The sequence below is a fragment of the Rhodanobacter glycinis genome (assembly GCF_006438785.1).
In the GTDB taxonomy this organism is placed as follows: domain Bacteria; phylum Pseudomonadota; class Gammaproteobacteria; order Xanthomonadales; family Rhodanobacteraceae; genus Rhodanobacter; species Rhodanobacter glycinis_A.
The window spans coordinates 74,193-94,132 of record NZ_RCZB01000006.1 but is presented as its reverse complement, the minus strand read 5'-3'; the positions used below and the strand labels follow the sequence as shown (position 1 = coordinate 94,132).

The 19,940-nt window shown below is 67.4% G+C and carries 15 protein-coding genes; all 15 read right to left on the bottom strand.

Annotated features, from left to right (window positions below; genetic code table 11):
- Positions 1-31 precede the first annotated feature (31 nt).
- The 15 genes from EAH75_RS17545 to EAH75_RS19660 all read right to left on the bottom strand — a co-directional run bounded on the left by EAH75_RS17545 (position 32) and on the right by EAH75_RS19660 (position 19,792).
- Positions 32-718, bottom strand: coding sequence for an ArsR/SmtB family transcription factor (locus tag EAH75_RS17545; RefSeq protein WP_140653783.1), 687 nt, complete (start codon positions 716-718; stop codon positions 32-34).
- Between the two features lie 102 nt (positions 719-820).
- Positions 821-3,391, bottom strand: a complete 2,571-nt coding sequence (locus tag EAH75_RS17540) for a bifunctional diguanylate cyclase/phosphodiesterase (protein WP_428993523.1) — start codon at positions 3,389-3,391, stop codon at positions 821-823.
- A gap of 222 nt (positions 3,392-3,613) precedes the next feature.
- The gene (hrpB, locus tag EAH75_RS17535; RefSeq protein WP_140806373.1) at positions 3,614-6,280 is read right to left on the bottom strand and encodes an ATP-dependent helicase HrpB; all 2,667 of its coding nucleotides are present in this window, start codon (positions 6,278-6,280) and stop codon (positions 3,614-3,616) included.
- A gap of 96 nt (positions 6,281-6,376) precedes the next feature.
- Positions 6,377-9,001 (bottom strand): type II secretion system secretin GspD, encoded by a 2,625-nt coding sequence (gene gspD, locus EAH75_RS17530; RefSeq protein ID WP_140806372.1) that lies wholly within the window; start codon positions 8,999-9,001, stop codon positions 6,377-6,379.
- A 3-nt stretch (positions 9,002-9,004) separates the two neighbouring features.
- Positions 9,005-9,754, bottom strand: a complete 750-nt coding sequence (locus EAH75_RS17525; RefSeq protein ID WP_140806371.1) for a general secretion pathway protein GspN — start codon at positions 9,752-9,754, stop codon at positions 9,005-9,007.
- Positions 9,751-10,398: a type II secretion system protein GspM gene (gene gspM / locus EAH75_RS17520; RefSeq protein WP_140653773.1), complete on the bottom strand. Its 648-nt coding sequence runs from the start codon at positions 10,396-10,398 to the stop codon at positions 9,751-9,753. The genes EAH75_RS17525 and gspM overlap by 4 nt, the downstream gene beginning before the upstream one ends.
- On the bottom strand, positions 10,395-11,573 hold the full coding sequence (locus tag EAH75_RS17515; RefSeq protein WP_140653772.1) for a PilN domain-containing protein: 1,179 nt from the start codon (positions 11,571-11,573) through the stop codon (positions 10,395-10,397). Before EAH75_RS17515 ends, gspM begins: the two co-directional genes overlap by 4 nt.
- Entirely contained in the window at positions 11,570-12,439 is an 870-nt protein-coding gene (locus tag EAH75_RS17510) for a general secretion pathway protein GspK (RefSeq protein WP_140653770.1), read from the bottom strand. Before EAH75_RS17510 ends, EAH75_RS17515 begins: the two co-directional genes overlap by 4 nt.
- Positions 12,436-13,095, bottom strand: a complete 660-nt coding sequence (locus EAH75_RS17505) for a prepilin-type N-terminal cleavage/methylation domain-containing protein (RefSeq protein ID WP_140806370.1) — start codon at positions 13,093-13,095, stop codon at positions 12,436-12,438. The genes EAH75_RS17510 and EAH75_RS17505 overlap by 4 nt, the downstream gene beginning before the upstream one ends.
- Complete coding sequence (locus EAH75_RS17500; protein ID WP_140653766.1) at positions 13,092-13,520, bottom strand: type IV pilus modification PilV family protein; 429 nt, start codon at positions 13,518-13,520, stop codon at positions 13,092-13,094. The genes EAH75_RS17505 and EAH75_RS17500 overlap by 4 nt, the downstream gene beginning before the upstream one ends.
- Positions 13,517-13,975, bottom strand: coding sequence for a GspH/FimT family pseudopilin (locus tag EAH75_RS17495; protein ID WP_140653764.1), 459 nt, complete (start codon positions 13,973-13,975; stop codon positions 13,517-13,519). Before EAH75_RS17495 ends, EAH75_RS17500 begins: the two co-directional genes overlap by 4 nt.
- Before the next feature lie 2 nt (positions 13,976-13,977).
- Positions 13,978-14,403 (bottom strand): type II secretion system major pseudopilin GspG, encoded by a 426-nt coding sequence (gene gspG, locus EAH75_RS17490; protein WP_140653762.1) that lies wholly within the window; start codon positions 14,401-14,403, stop codon positions 13,978-13,980.
- A gap of 31 nt (positions 14,404-14,434) precedes the next feature.
- Positions 14,435-15,652, bottom strand: a complete 1,218-nt coding sequence (gene gspF / locus EAH75_RS17485; protein ID WP_140806368.1) for a type II secretion system inner membrane protein GspF — start codon at positions 15,650-15,652, stop codon at positions 14,435-14,437.
- 1 nt (position 15,653) lies between these two features.
- Positions 15,654-17,387: a type II secretion system ATPase GspE gene (gene gspE, locus EAH75_RS17480; RefSeq protein ID WP_140653758.1), complete on the bottom strand. Its 1,734-nt coding sequence runs from the start codon at positions 17,385-17,387 to the stop codon at positions 15,654-15,656.
- 179 nt (positions 17,388-17,566) lie between these two features.
- On the bottom strand, positions 17,567-19,792 hold the full coding sequence (locus tag EAH75_RS19660) for a YadA family autotransporter adhesin (protein ID WP_161596315.1): 2,226 nt from the start codon (positions 19,790-19,792) through the stop codon (positions 17,567-17,569).
- Between the last annotated feature and the right edge of the window lie 148 nt (positions 19,793-19,940).

The window sequence follows — 19,940 nt, the reverse complement described above, 5'->3', positions numbered from 1 at the left end:
TGATGGTGCTTCCGCACGCCTGCCCACAACGTCAATCGAGCGGCACACCCAGGATACCCAGCTGGCGCAAGCCACCGGCGCCGGGTTGCAGGGCGCGGCCATGCGGCAGCGGGCGCAACCAGCCGGCCCGCAGCATCGCCGTGGTCAGCATCACCCCGAGCGGGCCACCCAGATGCATGCGACGCTCGGTCCAGTCCAGACAGCTGCGGCCATACAGCGACGGCACATCGGTCAGTTCCAGCCCGCTGGCGGTCAGTGCCGCTGCGCCATCGGGCCGCAGGAAAAGGCCGCGCGATCCGGTCTGCAACCAGTCGCGCCGCAGCAGCGTGGCGCAGAATGCAACGCCGAGCGCTCCGGCCAGATGCCGATAGCAGCAACGCGCCCGCCGCAGTTGCGCATCGGCCTTGGTCGGCCACGCACGCGGCGCGGTTGCACGCGCCAGCGAGAGCGACTCCAGCATCGCCGCGACCCGTTCATCGGCCAGCCGATAGTAGCGATGGCGACCCTGCGCGTACGCGGCCAGCAGGCCGCCATCGAGCAATCGGCGCAGATGCGCGCTGGCGGTGGCCGGCGTGATGCCGGCGGCATGGGCCAGCTCACCGGCCGGCCGGGCCGTGCCGTCGACCAGCGCCAGCAGCATCGCCGCACGCGCTGGTTCGGCCAGCAGGCTGCCCAGCTCGGCCAGCTGATATCGATTGAGGGGCGCGGCATCGTCCATGCGCGCAGTCTAGTCAAGCCGACGCGCGCACGCTTCGTCAGGCGGCGAAGCATTCGCGACAGCATGCACCGACACCATGACTGGTCACTGCTCGCGACACTTTCAATCGCGCTGGAACGCGGCCAACTCGGGATGGTGCAGGCTGAAGCCCTGCACGCGATTGACCCCAAGCAACATCAGCGCCTGCACGGTCTCCATGTCGGTCACCCATTCGGCGACCACCTCAAGGCCGAGTCGGTGGCCAATGTCGGTAACGGCCTTGACCATCAAATGGCTGACCGGATCGGTGAGCATGTCGCGCACGAAGCTGCCGTCGATCTTTATGATGTCCAGCGGAAGGTTCTTCAAATAGGTGAACGAGGACATGCCGGCACCGAAATCGTCCAGCGCAATGCGACAGCCCGCCGTACGCAATTGCTCCATGAAACGCACGACGTGGGACAGGTTGCGCACTGCCACGGTCTCGGTGATCTCGAAACAGACCCTCGACGGCTCAACCTTATATTGCTGCAGCCAGCCGACGATCAGCCCCGCCAGCGCCTCATCCTCGACACTGGCGCCGGAAAGGTTGATCGCCACCATGTGCAGGCCGGCACCGGCCGGATGCAGCCGGTCGAAGTGGGCCAGCGTGGTTTGGACCACCCAGCGATCGACTACCGGCATCAAGCCGTAGCGCTCGGCCGCCGGCATGAACACGCCCGGCACCACCAGCTGGCCGGACTCGTCGCGAAAGCGCAGCAGTACCTCGATGTCGGGCTCGCCACCGGCCACCAGCGGCAACGGCCAGATCTCTTGATACATCAGCACCAGGCGATGTTCGTCGACCGCCCAGCGCAGCCGGTTGGCCCACTCCATCTCGCCGTGCCGCCGCACGGTTTCGTCGTCGCGCTCGGAGTAGAAATGCACCCGGTTACGACCCATTTCCTTGGCCATGTAACAGGCGGTATCGGCATGCGTAAGCAGATCCTTCACCAGAATGTCCGGGCGATCGATCATCACGCCGCCAATGCTGGCGCTGATGGTGTAGCTGCGCTGCTCCCAGATGAACACATAGCCGTCGATGCACCGGCGCATGCGTTCGGCGATCTGTTCGGCGTCGGCGCGGTCGGCCACATCGGCAACCAGAACGCCGAATTCGTCACCGCCGAGCCGCGCCAGCACATCGGTGCCACCCAGTTGCTTGCGCATGACGATGGCCAGCTGTGCCAGCAACTGATCGCCGGCCAGATGGCCGGACGTGTCATTGATCAGCTTGAACTGATCGAGATCGAGGTACAGCAGGACCGCGGGCGGCGTGGCGCTATCGGTCAACGCCAGCGCGGCCTGCAGCCGACGCTCGAACTCGCGCCGGTTGTACAGCTCGGTCAAGGCGTCATGGCTGGCCTGGTGGCTCAGCAACTCGGTGAGCTGGCGCTGCTCGCTGATGTCGTTGGCCACCATCAGCAGCTTGTCGTGGCCGCTCAGCACGATCCGCGAGATCGCCACACTGGCCCAGAAGCTGGCCCCCTCGCCAAGGCGCAACTGCGCCTCGAGCCGGCCGCAGCCGCGGGTATCCGGGCCACGTAATCGCGTGCGCAGATTCCGATCCTCGAACAGGTCGGGCATGTCCCGTTCGTCCACACGTCCACCGAGACGATCGCGCGCCGCCTGGTTTGCGTAGGTGATCCGCCCGCTCTCAACCTCGGCCAGCAGCACCAGCACCGGCAGCAGGTCGTTCAGCGCGCGAAAGCGTTCCTCGCTCTCGCGGTAACGACGACTCATCTGCCAGCCCAGATCGAGTGCCCGCTGGCGCGTGCTGACGACGGAAAAAACCAGCATCGCCAGCAGCACGCTCACCAGCAGGCCGGCGGGCAAGGCAGACCGGCTCCATTCGATCGGCGCCGCACCGGAGTCGAGCGGCTGCATCACGATGTCCCACGCGCGGCCGCCATACACCAGCCGGCGTTCGAAGCGATATCCGCTCGCCGGGGCAGCCAGACCCGGCTGCGAATCGAATAGCAGCTGCGCGCCCGGATCGGTGGCGTCGGTGATCTTCAGATGCAGTTCGCGGGTCAGTCGATCCGGGAGTGCATCGCCGATCAGGTGGCTCACCCGAAACGACATCGCGATCGAACCGCGCATGCGCTCACGCCGCTCGTTGACTGTTTGTGGCGGGCGGCCCGAACTGAAGATGGGCAGCCGCATCGTGATGCCGTCGTCCGGCGCGCTGGACATGGCCTGCTGCACCGGGTGGAACGGGGCCGACAAGGTGACCCGGTCGCTGTCACGCGAGGCGAGCAGGCCCGCCAGGTTGCGTGGCTGCGCACCGACGTCGAGCCCAGCCACCGCCTCGTTCCCCGGCAGCGGGTCAACCCAGCGGGTTATGTAATGTTCGCCGTCGGGCCACACCTCGCGTTGCGCATAGGCCAGCGCAAGCAGGCTGGGAAATTGTTCGCGCGGGCGCATGTTGAGGTAGAAGCTGCCGAACTCTGCCGCGGTGACTTCATCCGAGGCGAGAAAAAGGGTCTGCACGGCACGCAGCAGCGCCTCGGCCGAATGCAACTTCGCCTGCAGGGCCGCATAGCTCTTGTTGGCCAGTTCATTGCGGACAAAGGTCCTTTCGGCTTTGTGGCGCTGCTCCTGCTGGTCGTGGACGACCAGTGTCACCGCGAGTCCCACCAACAGCGCCAGCAGGCTCCACAGATATGCCGCCAGGTGGCGCCGCGGAGACGCCGGAATCGCGGAATCGATCTCGTTGTGCCGCTCCGCCGTCGCAGCAAGGGGATTATTGAAATCCTGTTTCTCTGGCAAGGGAACCACCGCGCGACGCCGTTGCAGCCAAGGGTACACAAACACGCGGCGGGTATGGCAGGCGTGACGTGGGGCTTCCGATCAGGCCGGGCCACGCGGCACGGATCAATGCCGCGGACGCGGCCTGGCCCGGTGCGTGGGCGTGGCGGTCCATGGATCGTCCGGCCATGGATGGCGCGGGTAGCGCCCCTTCAATTCCTTTCTCACTTCCGGATACGTGCGCTCCCAGAAACCCTTCAGGTCCTGGGTTACCTGGATCGGCCGACCCGCCGGCGACAACAGGTGCAGGGTGACCGGGATGCGCCCGCCGCCGACACGCGGGGTGTCGGCGAGACCGAACAACTCCTGCAGCTTGACCGCCAGCACCGGTGGTTCGCCATCGGGGTATTCGAGTCGTCGTGACTGACCGCTTGGTACGATGAGGCTTTCCGGCGCCTGCGCGTCCAGCACGCGGCGCTGCTCGTGATCGAGTCGCGCCGCCAACGCCTGCGACAGCTCCTCCGGTTTCAACGCATCCAGCCGATGCTTGCCATCCAGGTAGGGCGCCAGCCAGTCGTCCAGGGTGGCCAGCAGTGCCGCATCGGACACATCAACCAGGCCCAGCTCCGGCATCCACGCGCGCAAGGCCAGCATGCGCGCGCGCAACCGCCGCGTCTGGTCGCTCCAGGGCAACACATCGATACCCTTGGTGCGCACAGCGCTCAGCAAGGCTGGGAGCGCATCCTGCGGCTGCACCGGCACGCTGCGACGTTCCAGCACGATCGCGCCGAAGCGCCGCTCTTCGAATGCCTCGGCCGCGGCGCGGTCGTCGTTCCAGCGCAGTGTGCGTTCGCGCGTGAACTGCGCAGGGTAGTCGCGTTCCAGCACGCGCGGATCGAGCGGTGCCGCCGCCAGGATCAGACTGTCGCGGGTGTCATAGCGCAGGTCCAGCGCGACCAGCCATGGTTCGCCATGCAGGGCGGTGTTTTCGTGCAGCCGCGCGCCGCGGCCGTTGGCCAGCGTGTAGCGCAGCGGGTTGCTGTCGTCGCGACGTGCCACGCGATCGGGAAACGCATGCAGCAGCAGTTCGCCCACGCGGTGACTGTCCGGCACCCCGCTGGCTGCGGTACGGACGTCCAGACGTCTGCGCCAACCCTTGCTGACCTGCTCGATCGCGGCCAGTGCGCCGGTGTCCACCTCGCCCCGCGTGGTTGCACCGCGGCGATCGCGCCAGGCGTGCAGCGCGGCCAGCCGCACGCGGAAATCGTCGCTGCGCGCCTGTTCGCCACGCAGCGGCGAGCGCGCTTCCATCAGCGCCAGCAGGTCGGCGATCAGCGCGCGCAGTTCAATCGGTGCACGCAAAGCCGCCGCGGCCAGCCGCGGGCTGGCGCCCAGCTCCAGCATCCGGCGGCCCAGCGCGGTGATGCGGCCGTCGGCGTCCAGGGCCGCGAGCCGGATCAGCAGTTCGCGCGCCTGCGCCAGCGCGCCGGCCGGTGGCGGCTCCAGCCAGCGCATGGCGGCAGTGCCATCTGCCGGCACGCCCCAGGCCGCCAACTCCAGCGCCAGTGATGACAGTTCGGCCTGGGTGATCTCGGCCTTGCGTGCCGACTCCAGCCGCTTGCTCTGCGGCCATAGTCGATATGCCGCGCCCGCCGCCACACGACCGGCGCGGCCGGCTCGCTGGTCGGCCGAAGCCTGCGAGATGCTGACCGTCTCCAGCCGGGTGAAGCCGGAGTTCGGATCGAAGCGCGGCTCGCGTGCGAGGCCTGCATCGATCACCGCGCGGATGCCCGGCAAGGTGATGCTGGATTCGGCCACGTTGGTCGCCAGCACGATCCTTCGAGTACCCGCTTCAGCCGGCGCCAGCGCAGCCTGCTGTTCGGCCAGCGAGAGTTCGCCGTGCAAGGCGACGATTTCGATCGACATGCCGTCCCTTCTCCCTCCGGCGACCCAAAGGGAGTCCCCTTGCGGGTGAGAAGGTGCCCCGACAGGGGCGGATGAGGGTACGGGCGGAGCTAGGTGCCACGCTCCGCCCGTACCCTCTCCCCCAACCCCTCTCCCGATGGGAGAGGGGAGTGTCTGCGCCAGCGCCGCCTGCGTGCGCGCGATTTCGCGACGGCCAGGCAGGAACGCCAGCACGTCGCCGTCGTTTTCTTCCAGCGCCTGTCGCGCCATGCGCGCCACATGGTGCTCGATGCTTTCCTGCGCGCGCGCGGGCGGATGCTCGATGCGCACCGGGAAACTGCGGCCGGGGCTGGAGATGCGTGGCGCATCCAGCCATTGCGCGACGCGCTCGCCATCCAGCGTGGCCGACATCACCAGCAGGCGCAGTTCCGGTCGCAAGGTGGCTTGCACGTCCAGCGCAAGGGCGACTCCGAGGTCGCCTGCCAGATGCCGCTCGTGGAATTCGTCGAACACGATCGCGCCGATGCCGGCCAGCTCCGGATCGTGCTGGATCAGCCGGGTCAAGATGCCCTCGGTGACTACCTCGATCCGGGTTGCCGCGCTCACCTTCGATTCGAAGCGGATGCGATAGCCGACCGTTTCGCCAACGGTTTCGCCGAGCTGCTGCGCCATGAATTGTGCGGCGGCGCGCGCGGCGATCCGGCGCGGCTCCAGCATCACGATCTTCTGCCCCGCCAGCCAGGCGGCATCGAGCAGGGCCAGCGGCACCTGGGTGGTCTTGCCGGCGCCGGGTGGCGCCTCCAGTACCAGTCGCGGGTGTGCGGCGAGCGAATCGCAGATCTGCGACAGCAGCGGCGTGATCGGAAAAACAGGCGTGGATGCAGTCATCCTCGCCGATGATAACGGCTGCCACGGACAGCCTGTGCAGGCGACCCGCGGCGAACCCTGGCCAACTCATTCAGCCCGACGCTTGCACCGCCTCGGTCATTGCGATGACGTCGAGCGCAGACACTCGGCTTGCTGCTTGCGTGCGGCGTCGACGCCACCCAGCCGGTTGCTGTGCTTGCGCGCCTCGATGATCACCTGCCAGTTGCGTTCGCACAGGTTGCCGTGACGCGAGCCCTGCTTCCACGACTGCATCGCCAGATCCTGCGCGGTGGCGTAATCGGATTGCTGCAGCGCCGTCTCGGCATGCTGCTGCAGCTGCTCGGGCCAGCCCGGCGCCGGTGCCGCGGCCGGCAACGGCGCGATGACGGCCGGTGCGGTGCTGGCGCCGGCCGCGGTGGCGCGCAGCGGTGCCAGCGACTCGAACTTGCTCTGGTAGTCGTCGGTGATCTGCCTGGCATCCTCGCCGCCGCGGATCACCCGCGGCGTGATCAGCACGATCAGCTCGGTGCGGTTGCGGTTGTGATTGGTGCTGCCGAACAGCCGGCCCAGGATCGGCACCCGGTTGAGGCCGGGAATGCCGGTGTCGGTATTGCCTTCGGCCTGCTGGATCAGGCCGCCCAGCAACACCGTCTGGCCGCTCTGCACCGCCACCTGGGTCGCCAGCTCGCGCTTGGAGATGGTCCGGTTGCCATTGACCAGCGGTACCGAGTTGTTCGGCTGGCTGACCTGCTGGCTGATGTTCATGTAGACCAGGCCGCCGGGATTGATCCGCGGCTGCACGTTGAGGATCACACCGGTGTCGATGTACTCGACCTGGCTGAAGCTGGTGGTGTTGCCGATGCCGGTGTTGACGCTGGTCTGGTTGACCGGGATGCGGTCGCCGACCTGGATGTGCGCCAGCTGGTTGTTCATCACCACCATCGACGGCGACGACAGCGTCTTGGTATTGCCGCTGGTCTCCATCGCGCGCACGGCGACCTGCAGATTGCTGTTGAGGAAGGAATAGAAGAACGGCTCGCCGCCGAACGCGTTGCCGCCCTGGCCCAGGCCAACCTGCCGATGCCGGTACGGCTGGCCCGGCACGAGCGCGCTGTTGCCGCTGCTGTCGGTGGTGGTGGTGCTGCCGGTCAACCCTTCCAGGTACCACTGCACGCCGAACTGGAATTCGCCGGTGAGGCTGACCTCCAGGATGCGCGTCTCGATCTGCACCTGCAGCGGCACGTTGTCGAGCTTGTGGATCGCCGCCTTGATCTCCTCCCACTGCGACGGACGCGCGCGCACCAGCAGCTGATTGCTGCCGTCAACCGAACTGATCCGCACGCTGCCGTCGCTGGAGCTGTACTGCTGGTCGTTCGCCGCACTGGCACCGTTGCCGCCCATGCTGCCATTGCCCAGGCCGGATGAGGTGCCACCCAGGCCACCGGTCGTGCCACTGCTGGTTCCACTGCCGTCGCGGCTGCCGGAACCGCTGTTGAGGCCCGAACTGCCGGAGGTGCCATTCAATCCGCCGCTGTTGGTCGAGCCGGCCGAACTGCCGAAGCTGCCCGCGGTGCTGCCCATGCTGCCGGCACCGTTGGCGTTGTCCGCGCTGCCCAGAGTTCCGCTGCTCAGGCCCGGTCCGACCTGACCACCGCTGTCGCCGCCGCCAGCACCGTTGGCATAGATCTGCGCCAGATACTTGGCCAGATCCGACGCCTTGATGTTGCGCACGTCATAGACAAACAGTTGTGGCTCGTTGCCGCCGCCGCGATCGATGCGGGCGATCCAGTCGCCGACCTCCTGCAGGTATTCCGGCTGGGTGCTGATCACCACCAGCGCGTTGGTGCGCTCGATCGGGATGAAGCGCAGCATGCCGGCCAGCGGCGTGTCGCCGTGCACGCCGAACATGCCGTCCAGCTTCGGCATCAGCTCGCCGACATTCGCGTACTGCAGGTTGAATACGCCCACCGACATGCCGCGCAGCCAGTCGACGTCGAACGTGCGCACCATGCTCTGGTAGTTGGCCAGTTCGTCCGGCGTGCCGGACATCACCAGCAGGTTGCGCGCCGGGTCCACCAGCAAGGTCGAGTCCGGCCGCGCGAACGGCTTGATCAGCTTCTGCATCTCGGTGGCCGAGATGTAGCGCAGCGGAAACAGCCGCGCCTGCAGGCCACCCTTCGGCGACGTGGCGCCGAGGCTGGGCACCAGGTTGCCGGCCACCGCGTCCTTTTCCGGCATCACCACATAGCCGCCGTTACGCCGGACCAGTGCGTTGTGCGTCCACGACAGCAGGGTCTCCAGGATCGGCAGCGCCTGACTCGAATCGACCGGCTCGGAGGTGGAGAACGAGATATTGCCCTGCACGCCCGGCACGATCGTGTAGTTCTGCTTGAGCAGGTCGCCGAGGATAGCCTTGACCACCGCCTGCACCGGCTGGTTCTCGAAGTTGAACGTCACCGCGCCGTCGCCCGTCGCTGCCGGGCGTGGCGTGCTCAGTGCGCCGGGCCGGATGAACTGGCCGCTGCCATGGCTGACCTCCGCTTTCGCGGCGGCTTCACCGCCGCTGGTGATGTCGTTGTTCAACGGCAGTGGGGCCGGCACCGGATCGTGCGTGCCGGCCATGGCCTCGCGTTGCAGTGCACCGTTGTCATGCGGCTGCGGCAGGCTGGCGCAGCCGGCCATGCCCACGGCAATGGCGAGTGCGGCGCTGCGCAGGACTTGCTGGGTGAGCGTGCGGGACATGGATCAACGTACTCCTTCGTGGGCCGCGGCGGCGCGGGCGGCCCGACGTTTCTGGATGTTCATGCGCAGCCGGTCGGCTGCCGATTCGGCTGGATGATCCGGCGTCGGACGCTGCGCTGGCGTGCCCATCGGCGGCGACATGATGCCGCGGCCGTTGCCGGAACGGTCGTCCGGCCGGCCCGTTCCGGCACCACCCGGCACCACGCGCATGAGCGCGTCGGCATCGGCGCCTTGCCGGTCCGGATTCGCCGCGGCGTCGGGCTTGCGCTCGTCGATCGCGGCACCCGCCGGCAACTTGAGTTCGGTGCGCCCCGCGGACGAGTCGAACAGGGCCGAACGCGGGTGCACTTCGACCAGCGTGACGCTGCCGTCGGGCAGTGATTCACCTTCGTGCAGGCGCACCTGCCTGTCGCCGTTCTTGTCGTGCAGCAGGGCCATGCGCAAGCCCGGCGTGAGAATGATGCCGGTCAGTTCGAGATCGCCGAGGCTGCTGCCACCGTTGGCAGCATGCGCCACCGGTTTGCGGTCGGGGCTGAACAACGGCTTTTGCCAGACCAGCGCAAACTGCTGCAGCGGCAACGGCTGCGGCAGGCTGGCGGCACTACCAGCCGGCGGCAGCGGCGCCAGCGATCGCGGCGCGTCCCACCGTGCACCGCGACCGACGCCACTGAGCAACAGCAACAGCGCGGCGCCCAACAGCACGGCGATCGCCACCAGGATCGGTGTCAGCTGGCGTTGGTTGGCGGCGTTCACGGCACGGCTCCCGCGTCATCGGTCGACCGGCTGGCGGGTGCCGGCGCACCGCGGGCCGGCCGCACATAGCCGGACAAGGTGAACTGCACTTCCAGCGGCGCGGCGTGATCCTGCTGCGCGGCCACCGGGTTGCGGTAGATGCTGAGATCGTCGATGAACAGATACGGCGTGCCTTGCTCCAGCGCCTGCAGCACCGCCGCCAGCGGTTCGATGTCGCAGCTCAGGCTGATGCTCACCGCCGCCTTGCGATACGGCTCGCCGGCGCTGGCCGGCGGGTTCGGCAACGGCATCTTCTGGCTCACCACGCAGCTGCCGCGCGCAGTGTTGCTACCCACTACATCGACTACGCGTTGCATCAGGTCGGCCGCCGCGGTGTTCGGGTCATCCGCGGCGAGGAACGCGCTGCTGGCGGCCTGGCCGGCACCCAGCGCAGCGATGCGCTTCTGCAACGTCGGCTTCTCGGCGATCGCGGCGGCATAGCGGCTGTGCGTGTCGCGCAGGTCGGCCATCTCGCTGCGGATCTGCTGCAGCGGCGCCACGAACCACCAGTGCAGCAGCACGACGTAGGCCAGCAGCAGCGCCAACAACAGCAACCCGATCGCCGCGATGCGACTGTCGCGGGCATTGAGTGCAGTCATCTTCATGGCGCGCCCCCAATGCCCGTCGTCGCCGACGTCGACTTGCCGACCTTCGGCTGATTCACCCGCGCGGTCAGGTAAAAGCGCTCCTTGCCGGTGGTCGGGTCGGGCTGGATGCTGCCCTGGAAACTGGCGTCGGTGATCAACGCGGAATCCTTCAGCGTGTCGAGCAGTTTCGCTGCCTGCTGGCTCTGTCCCTGAAAGCCGATCTGGCCGGTGTTGTCGACGCTGAAACGCTCCAGCCACGCACTGTCCGGCAAGCGCGTGGTGGCCTCCTGCAGGAGGCTGAGCATGCTGACAGTGTTCTTCTTGCGCTGGGCCAGGAAACCGGCGGCGCCGGCGTTGTCCTGCAGCTGCTGACGCAACGAAGCTACCTGCTGCGCCTCGCCACGCAGGCTCTCCACCTCAGCCTGCATCTGGGTGAGTGCTGCCTGCCGGTTGTGCAGCCACTCACCCAGCACGAGCAGCAGAAGCGCCACGCATGCGGTGGCCAGCGCCAGGTTCAGGCGCCGGCGCGGCCGCGCGCGACGCGGCATTTGTTCGGCCGGCAGCAGATTGACGCCGAGGCGATCGTTGCCAACGGCCACATCGACCGCATCGATCGGGACGCCTTGCGTGCGCAGGCGGGCCAGCAACGGATCCAGCGTACCGCGCGTGACCGCCACCAGTTCCGCATGGAAACGGCCGGCGGTGGCCGGGGTAGCGAGCTCGCGCACGGCGTAATACACCTGCGCCACGGTGAATGGCGTCTGCCGATCCATCTCGAAGGCGACGACCTGCAGCAAGTTGTCGCGGGCAGCCAGCGGCAACGCCAGGGTTCGCCGCAACACGAGGGCGGATGGCAACAGCAGTGCCAGGCGCCGATCCTCGCGATCCACGTTGCGCAACGCAGCGTCCAGTACAGCCGGTTGCGCGCGCGCATCGCCGCCCGTGCCATCGGTGCCGTCATCCCAGCTCGCCAGCAGCTCGCCCTGGCCACTGCGGCGCAAGGTCCATTGCGCCCCGGCGTGCTGCAGCAGATGCCAGTCCGCACCACTGCCGAACCAGCCACGCCAGCGCAGCGGCAGCAGATGGCGCAGCTCGCCGCCCCACCATGCCAGGAACACCGGCAGCGGCGAAGCACGCCAGCGGCGGCGTACGCGATCCGCCCACGGCCGCAACGACTGCGTTGCCGTACTCATTCCGCCTCCCCCTCCTGCCAGCGCAGCACTGCATACGGTTGCGCCTGCCCCGCCTGCAGGCGAATCGTTGCGCGCAGGATTGCGCGCGTGCCGTCGGCCAGCGCAGCCTCCGACCGGATACTATGCGTCGTTCCGTTGTTGAGAACCAGACTCGGATCGTTCGCGTTCTTCAGGCGTGCGGCCTGGATCGCATTCTGCTGCGGCGGCGTCATCCCCGGGATCGCGGCCAACGCCAGCGGCGGGGCAATGTTCGGATCCGGGCTCGCGCTGCCTGACCAGATCGTCACCACCGGCAGCACCTGCCGGTACAGCGCCGGCGTCATCCCCAGCACCATCTGCAACTCCTCGATGCTGGCGAATGGCCCGTTGCGCGGGCCGTAGTCGCGCCCGGCAGCCGCATAGACAGCGCGCTGGCTGTCGCCAGCTCCCTCGAGATCGACCGGATTGCGCCAGTCCACCACATGATCGGCCAGCGCCTGCGCCTCGGCCGGTTTCATCCCGGTGGCACGGAACAGACCCCGCAGTACCTCCGGCGAGGCGGCGTTGAGGTCGACCTTGCCGCCCTCGTCGATCGCCGACAGCGTGACCGTGGCGTTGTCGTACTTGAACGAGTAAACCCGGCCATCGCCGATCCAGCGTTGCTTCGCCACCGGATTCTGCAGGCCGTAGATGGCACGCATCAGGCCGGCCTCGGCAGCGTAGTGCGCCTGGGTCTGCGCAAACTGATAGCGCGCCTGCAGGCCTTCGGTGCGCGCCAGCGCCGCGTAACCGCCGAGCAGGATCGCCAGCAGCGTGCACGCCCACAGCACCAGCAGCAGGGCGACCCCGCGCTGATCGGCACGTCGCGGCAATGGCTGACGTCTCATCGGATGCTCCCGCCACGCAGGCCCATTCGTGGCAACAAGCTGGTCTGTACCGGATTGACCCGCAGCGGCACGTCAAGTTGCGGCCAGTCGACGTTGCCCTGCGACTGCAACTTGATCCGCACCAGTTGCGGCAGCCGCCGCCCATCTGCCCATGCGGCAGCCCACGGCAGCGCGGCGCCCTGACCATCGACACCGCGATAACTGAAACTGCCGTCCCTGATGTGATCGAGCAGCACCTGCGGCTCGCCCAGTGGCTGCGGCGGCCGTCCGTCTGGCGGCAGCAAGGCCAGGCTCAACTCCAGCCGCAGCCCGTCGTGGCCGTCGTCGACCAGTTGCAGGCGCTGCAATTGCGGTCCGAGCTTGCCGAGATAGCCGGGCAGCGGCGCGACATAGCGCATCTCGCGCGCGCTGCCGCTGAAATAGATCGGCTCGCCCTGATCGGTATGGCTGATCGGCTGGGCCAGACTCTGCGCCAGCTCACGCTGCAGGAACTGCTGGGCGGAACGGATCTGGTCGATCCGTTCGATCGCGGCGGTACCCGAACGCACGCTATGGGTGGCGGTGCGGATGCCCGAATACACGCCGACCAGCAGCAGCGCCAGCAGCACCAGCGAGGCGAGCACTTCGAGCAGGGTGAAGCCGCCAGCGTGTTTCATCGCCCGGCCTGCGGGTTGTTGACCACGTCTGGCCCGCCCAGCCGCAGGGTGCGGAAATGCGCCGAACGCGGGTGCGCCAACGGCCCCCACAGCACCTCCAGATCCAGCTGATAGAGATGCAGTGGTGCATCCGGTGCCGCGTTGCCGGACTGATTCCATGGCGTCACGTTGAGCTGCCAGCGGTACTGCTGGTCGAATTTTCCCGAGCTGCTGCCCGGCTTGATCGGTTCACCCACGAACGCGCTGTCGAGCAGGCTGCGCGCCCGCATCGCGGCCCCGCTGTGTTCGGCCGCGTTGTGGGTCAGGCTGATCGATGCACCGGCCACTTTCATCAACGCGGTGAACGCGATCGCCAGCAGCATGATCGCGGCAATCACCTCGAGCAGGCTGAAGCCCCGCTGCGATCCTGCATGCGAGCGGATCATCGCGCCGCCACCGTATCGACCACGCGCACTTCGCCGGTCAGCCACGACACGTTGACATGCCACTGGCGCTTGCCGCTCTGCAAGGTGATACGTCCACCGGTGGAACTGCCGTCAGGGAAGAAGCGTATGCGTCCAGTATGGTCGTTCGGCTGATCCTCCTTCGCGCTGGTGATGCTCACGTGCAGGCCCTTCGGCAGGTGCACATCCTGCTGCTTCACGTTGCTATAGCTGTTGGCGCGGGTGTCCACATCGAAGCTCTGCTCCTGCCCGCGCACGATCGCCTGCGCGCGGGTCGCCCGCAATGCGCCGGCCAGCTCGCTGCTGGCCGCACGCACGCGCGCACTGGCCAGGCCTTGCGTCACCGAGATCGACACCGCCGCCGCGGCAATGCCGATCAACAGGATCACCGCCAGCATTTCCAGCAAGGTGAATCCGTGGGCGCGCGCGGCCTTCATGCTTACTGCCAGTTACCCACGTCCTTGCTGTAACCGTCGCCGCCGGGTTTGCCGTCCTGGCCGTAGAAGACCAGGTCGAAGCTGCCGTTCTGGCCCGGATACTGGTAGCCGAACGCGTGGCCCCACGGATCCTTCAGTTCGGACTCCTTCGCGTATGGCCCCTGCCAGTTCGGCGCGCTGGCCGGCTTCACCACCAGCGCATCCAGTTGCTGCGGCGGCGAGCCGTTGTCGAGTGCGTAGTTCTCGATCTTCTGGCTCAGCGTCGTCAGCTGCGCCTTGCCTGCGCCGTACTTGCCCTTGTCGACGTTCTTGCCGACCTGGGTCACCACCACCGCGCCGATGATGCCGATCAGCACGATCACCGCGAGCATTTCGAGCAGGGTGAAACCGGCGTTCAAGCCGATGCGTCGTGGTTGCCTGTACTGCATGGGTATCACCTCGAATCTGCGAATGGAATGGCTATTGAATATTGCTGGTCAGGCTGAGCAGCGGCAGCAGGATCGCGGCCATGATGATCGCCACCATCACCGTCATCACGATGGTCAGCGCCGGCACCAGCGCCGCCAGTAAACGATCGATCGCACGTTTGGACTCAAGTTCAAACGTGTCGGCCACTTTCAGCAGCATGGTGTCGAGCTGGCCGGCTTCCTCGCCGACCTGCACCATCTGCATCGCCAGTCGCGGGAACAGTTTCGACTGCCCCAGCGCGAGGCTGAGCCCGGCGCCGCCCTTGACCTGTTCATGCGCCGCGCTCAATGCCGTATCCAGCGCGAGATTGCCGGTGACCTGGCGCGCGATGGTCAGCGCGCTCAGCAGTGGCACCCCGTTCTTCAGCAAGGTGCCGAGCGTGCGCGCGATCCGCGCGGTTTCCACCTTCAGCAACAGCGGGCCGATCAGGCGCAGACTCAGAAGTTTGGTGTGCCAGGCCAGCCGCGCGGCCGGATCGCGCAGATGCGCGCGCCAGGCGAACACGCCGCCACCGAGCAGCAGCAGGATCAGCCACCACCACGCCTGCAGCGTGTTGCCGAGCACCAGCACGGCCTGGGTGATCCACGGGATCGGCACCTGCATATCTTCGAAGATCGGCACGAACTGCGGCACCACGTAAGCCAGCAGCAGCACCAGCGAACCGAGTACACCGACCATCAGGAACGCGGGATAGATCAGCGCATTGACGATGCTGCCGCGCATCGCCTGCGCGCGCTCCAGATAATCGGCAAGCCGGCGCAGGGTTTCTTCCAGCGAACCGCCCGCCTCGCCGGCGCGCACCAGGCTGACGTACAGCTTGGGGAATACACCGTGCTCCTCGTCCAGCGCCGAGGACAAGGTGTTGCCGCCGCGCACGCGGTCGCGCACGCGCTCGATCAGCTTCTTCGCGCTCTCGCTCTCGGGCAGGTCGAGCAGGATGCTGAGCGCACGATCCAGCGGCTGGCCGGCGCCGAGCAGGGTCGCCAGCTGATGGGTGAACTGGGCCAGCTGATCGCCAGTGAACGGACCACGCTTGAACAACGCCGCCAGACCGCTGCCGCCGGCCGCGCCATCGGCCGGTCGCGCTTCCAGTGGCGTATGGCCCTGATCCTGCAGACGGCCGATCACTTCCTCGACGCTGGCCGCTTCCATCTGACCCTGCAGCGTCTCGCCGGCGTCGTTGACCGCCTTGTAACGGAACTGCGCCACCTCAGCCTTCCTGCGTTACACGCAGGACCTCTTCCAGCGTGGTGATGCCGGCCACCGCCTTGGCGATGCCATCCTCGTACATCGTGCGCATGCCTTCGGCGCGTGCCTGCCGTTCGATCTCGCCTTCGTTGGCGCGTTGCATCACCAGCCGACGCAGCGGGTCGCTCATGGTCAGGAATTCCATGATCGCGCGACGGCCGCGATAGCCGCTGGGGTTGGCCGCGCTGCTGCCGGGTTTCCACAAGCGGATCGGTCGCTCGTCGGTGTACTTCTCCAGCTCGAACTGCGCGATCACTTCCGGCAAGGCCTCATAGGCAATCGCGGTTTCAGGATCGAGCCGGCGCACCAGCCGCTGCGCCAGGATGCCGTTGATGGTGGAGCCGAGCAGGTAATCCTCCACGCCCATGTCGAGCAGGCGCGTGATGCCGCCGGCGGCCGAGTTGGTGTGCAGGGTGGACAGCACCAGATGGCCGGTGAGCGCGGACTGGATCGCGATGCGGCAGGTTTCCAGATCGCGCATTTCGCCGATCATGATCACATCCGGATCCTGGCGCATGATCGAACGCAGCGCGCCGGAAAAATCCAGCCCGATCTGCGGCTTCACCTGGATCTGGTTGATGCCTTCGAGCTGGTATTCGACCGGGTCCTCGACCGTGATGATCTTCACGTCGTTGGTATTGATCTGCGACAGCGCGGTGTACAACGTGGTGGTCTTGCCCGAGCCGGTCGGGCCGGTGACCAGCAGGATGCCGTGCGGCTTTTCCAGCACATCGACGAAGCGCTGCTTGAAGCTGTCGGTGAAGCCCAGCGATTCGAAATCGAATACCACCGATTCGCGATCGAGGATGCGCATCACCACCGACTCGCCGAAGCTGGTCGGCACGGTCGACACGCGCAGGTCGAGTTCCTTGCCCTGCACGCGCAGCTGGATGCGGCCGTCCTGCGGCAGCCGGCGCTCGGCGATGTTCAAACGCGCCATGATCTTCACGCGCGAGATCACCGCCGCCGTGGACGACGACGGCGGCGCTTCCACTTCATGCAACACGCCGTCGATGCGATAGCGCACCTTCAGCCGGTTCTCGAACGGCTCGATGTGCACGTCCGACGCACGCTGCTCGACCGCGCGCTGAAGAATCAGGTTGACCAGCCGGATGACCGGCGCCTCGGACGCCAGATCGCGCAGATGCTCGACGTCGTCCTCTTCCGCCGCGCTGCCATCGAGGTTCTCCACGATCGTGCCCATCGCCGAGCGCCCCGTGCCGTAATAACGTTCGATCAGCCCGTCGATTTCCGAGCGCAGGCCCACGCGCAACGCCACCGGACGCCCGGCAGCGAGTTCCACCGCCTGCAAGGGATACGGATCGGCCGGATCGGCCACGATCAAGGCGAGGCCGTGCACGTCGTCCTGCACCGGCACCACATGCTGCTGCTTGAGAAAACGCAGCGACAGGTCGAGATCCGCCGGCGGCAGCTCCGGTGCATCGCGTGCAGACAGCAGCGGTACCTGCAGCAGTTCCGCCCACGCTTCGGCCAGGTCGCGTTCGGACACCAGCCCGAGCCGCGCCATCAGGGTGGTCAGCGTGCCCTCGGCCGATTCCTCGTGCAGACGGCGTGCGCGGCCCAGATCACTGTCTTTCAAACGACCGCGCGCAACCAGCCATGCACAGACGTCCGCCTCGCGGTCATCCACTGCCATGCCTGTCCCGCCGACCGCCGGCTCGATCACTGCCGACATCCTCCACCCCACTCAGTTACCGCGAAACCGTTGACGCCACCCCCTGCAGCGAAACGGCAAACGCCATAGTTATCACATCCGGCCCGCAACATGCGAGCGCTGCCTGGCAGTCCCCGGCCTCGTGAAAAAGCCGGCGCCACGCGGACACCGGCTCGGATTTCAGAACACATCGCCTCGACTTACCAGCCGATGCCCACGCCTACGCCACCGGACGCTTCCTTGCCACTCATCGCGGCGCCGAAGGTCAGGTTCGCCTTCGGCGACAGCTGGCGCGAGTAACCCACCGACAGGGCGGCTTCGCCCTGATAACCGCCCACGCCCACGCCCAGCCGGTTGGACGCGTCGATGCCCTGCGTGCTGAACGCCATCTGCGACATTGCCGTGCCCATCGCCCCCACCCGGCTCAGACGCTGGTTGACCACGTGGAGCTGACCATTGACCTCATTGCGCAATGAACTGAGATCGCTGCTGCTCACGAAACCCGCGGCTTTCTGATCGGTATAGGCCTTGGCCGTCTGCAGGGTCTGCTGATCGTTGGCATCGGCATAGCTTTTGGCAGTGACCAGCGCGTCCTGCACCTGGCCCAGGTTGGCCGCATCGGTAGTCTGGGTGCCAGCCGCCACATTGGTCACCTGGCGCTGGGCGGTGGCACTGCCCACCGACACCGTATTCGCCCGATTGGCCACCGAAGCCTGGCCCAGGGCGACCGCGCCGGACGCGGTCACCGAGCTGCCTTCGCCCACCGCCACCGCATTGGTGGCGGTCGCCGCGACGGTGGTATTGGCGCCGACCGCGGTGCTGCCATCGGCATTCACCTTGGCGTTACCGCCAATGGCCGTATCGTTCGGGCCCGCCGCATAACTGTCGCTACCCACCGCGGTGCCGTGATCGCCGCCGGCAGCCGCATGGGCACCGATCGCCACGCCGTGCGAACCCGCCGCCACCGAAGCATCGTCGCTGCCATTTCCGGCCGCGTCGATGGCGACCGCACCGAGATCCGCCGTGTTCTGCTGCAGCGTGCCGATCTGCCCTTCGATGCCGCTGACACGGGTGTCGAGAGCGCCAATCGCCTGGGTGTTGGTGTCGACCTGGCCACTGATCTGACCCAGTTGCGCGAAGTTCACCGCATCCGTGGCATCGGTACCGGCCGCGACGTTGACGATCCGGCGTTCGCTGCCGACAGCACCGACCGAGATCGTGTCGATCTGATCGGCTATCGAACCCGCACCCAGCGCGACGCTGTTGTCGGCGAAAGCCGAGGCACTGGCGCCCAGGGCAAGGCTGCGGATGCCGTCGCTTTCGGCACCGACACCAGCCGCCAGCGAGCGATCGCCGATGGCCGACGAGCTGTATCCGAGTGCGGTGGACAGGAAACCTTGCGCCACGCTGAAGCCACCAAACGCGGCGGCACCCGAATTCAGCGCACCGCTGTCGTAGCCCAGCGAGATCGACTGTTGGCCTATCGCACCGCCATAGCCGCCAGAATCCTGTGCGCCCGCCGCGATGGCATAGGCGCCCTCGGCGTAACTGTCTGCACCAAGCGCCGTGGCACTCGCGCCGCGCGCCGCGGCGTTGTTGCCCACGGCGGTAGCCGAGTCCGCATCGGTATAGGCCGCACCGCCGATCGAGGTGGCCCCTGCGCCCTGCGCCCGGGTGCCGTTGCCGACGGCGGTGGCGTTGTCGCCCACACCGACGCTCTGATAGCCCAGGGCGATGCTGCCGCGGCCTTCCGATGCGGCCAGCGAGCCGATCGCGATGGAGCCTTCGCCCTGCGCCTCGGTGGCCAGGTTGTTGTTGGCCGGATCCGGATCGCCGCCGCCGATGGCGATGCTGCCGCGGTCGGACGCCTGCGCATTGGCACCCAGCGCCACGCTGTTGTAGCCGTCCGCACCGGCGTTGCTGCCGCCGGCAAACGCGCCCTGTGCGGTCGCATACGCCAACGATCCGATCGCGGTGCTGTCCGCGCCGGCAGCGCCGGCGCCGGCACCGATCGCGGTCGCACCAAAAGCGCTTGCCTCGGTGGCGTAAGTGCTGCCATCGGTGTCGGTATAGATACCGCCGACTGCCGTGCTGGAATCGGCGGTGGCGCTGGCATTGGAGCCCATCGCACTGGCGTTGTCGCCAATCGCCACGGCGCCGACGCCGCAGGTAAACGCGCCATCGCCGGTCGGCGCTGCCGGCACCGTGGTGGTGACGCCGTCCGTTGTGTAGGTGCACGAGGCGGCGGCAGTGGCCGCCTGCACGGTCAGCGGCGCCAGCGGCAGCACGACGGCCAGGGCGATGGCGCCCAGGAGGGCAATGCGACGCGGGGATCTTGCGTTGCGGCCGCGGCTGGCGGCCAGTTCGGACGCCACGACCACGGCGCCGAGCGACGCGTTCCATGCCTTGCTGTGGATCTTGTTCATTGGATGCTCTCTCCATGTCTTGCGCGGCCGTGGCGATGGCTCGCACGACGGCGCAGACAGTTGTCTGATCGGATTTTTTCGATGGCGATGACCGGTCGTGCACGGCACGACCGGTGATGACTGCCTGACGATGCGCATGCGGCAGCGC

Excerpts from the sequence above, each read along its gene's own strand:
- EAH75_RS17515 (WP_140653772.1), bottom strand. The coding sequence starts at position 11,573 with ATGAGTACGGCAACGCAGTCGTTGCGGCCGTGGGCGGATCGCGTACGC.
- EAH75_RS17495 (WP_140653764.1), bottom strand. The coding sequence starts at position 13,975 with ATGAAGGCCGCGCGCGCCCACGGATTCACCTTGCTGGAAATGCTGGCG.
- gspG (WP_140653762.1), bottom strand. The coding sequence starts at position 14,403 with ATGCAGTACAGGCAACCACGACGCATCGGCTTGAACGCCGGTTTCACC.
- hrpB (WP_140806373.1), bottom strand. The coding sequence starts at position 6,280 with ATGACTGCATCCACGCCTGTTTTTCCGATCACGCCGCTGCTGTCGCAG.
- EAH75_RS17505 (WP_140806370.1), bottom strand. The coding sequence starts at position 13,095 with ATGAAACACGCTGGCGGCTTCACCCTGCTCGAAGTGCTCGCCTCGCTG.
- EAH75_RS17510 (WP_140653770.1), bottom strand. The coding sequence starts at position 12,439 with ATGAGACGTCAGCCATTGCCGCGACGTGCCGATCAGCGCGGGGTCGCC.
- EAH75_RS17500 (WP_140653766.1), bottom strand. The coding sequence starts at position 13,520 with ATGATCCGCTCGCATGCAGGATCGCAGCGGGGCTTCAGCCTGCTCGAG.
- gspD (WP_140806372.1), bottom strand. The coding sequence starts at position 9,001 with ATGTCCCGCACGCTCACCCAGCAAGTCCTGCGCAGCGCCGCACTCGCC.
- EAH75_RS19660 (WP_161596315.1), bottom strand. The coding sequence starts at position 19,792 with ATGAACAAGATCCACAGCAAGGCATGGAACGCGTCGCTCGGCGCCGTG.
- gspE (WP_140653758.1), bottom strand. The coding sequence starts at position 17,387 with ATGTCGGCAGTGATCGAGCCGGCGGTCGGCGGGACAGGCATGGCAGTG.
- gspM (WP_140653773.1), bottom strand. The coding sequence starts at position 10,398 with ATGAAGATGACTGCACTCAATGCCCGCGACAGTCGCATCGCGGCGATC.
- EAH75_RS17545 (WP_140653783.1), bottom strand. The coding sequence starts at position 718 with ATGGACGATGCCGCGCCCCTCAATCGATATCAGCTGGCCGAGCTGGGC.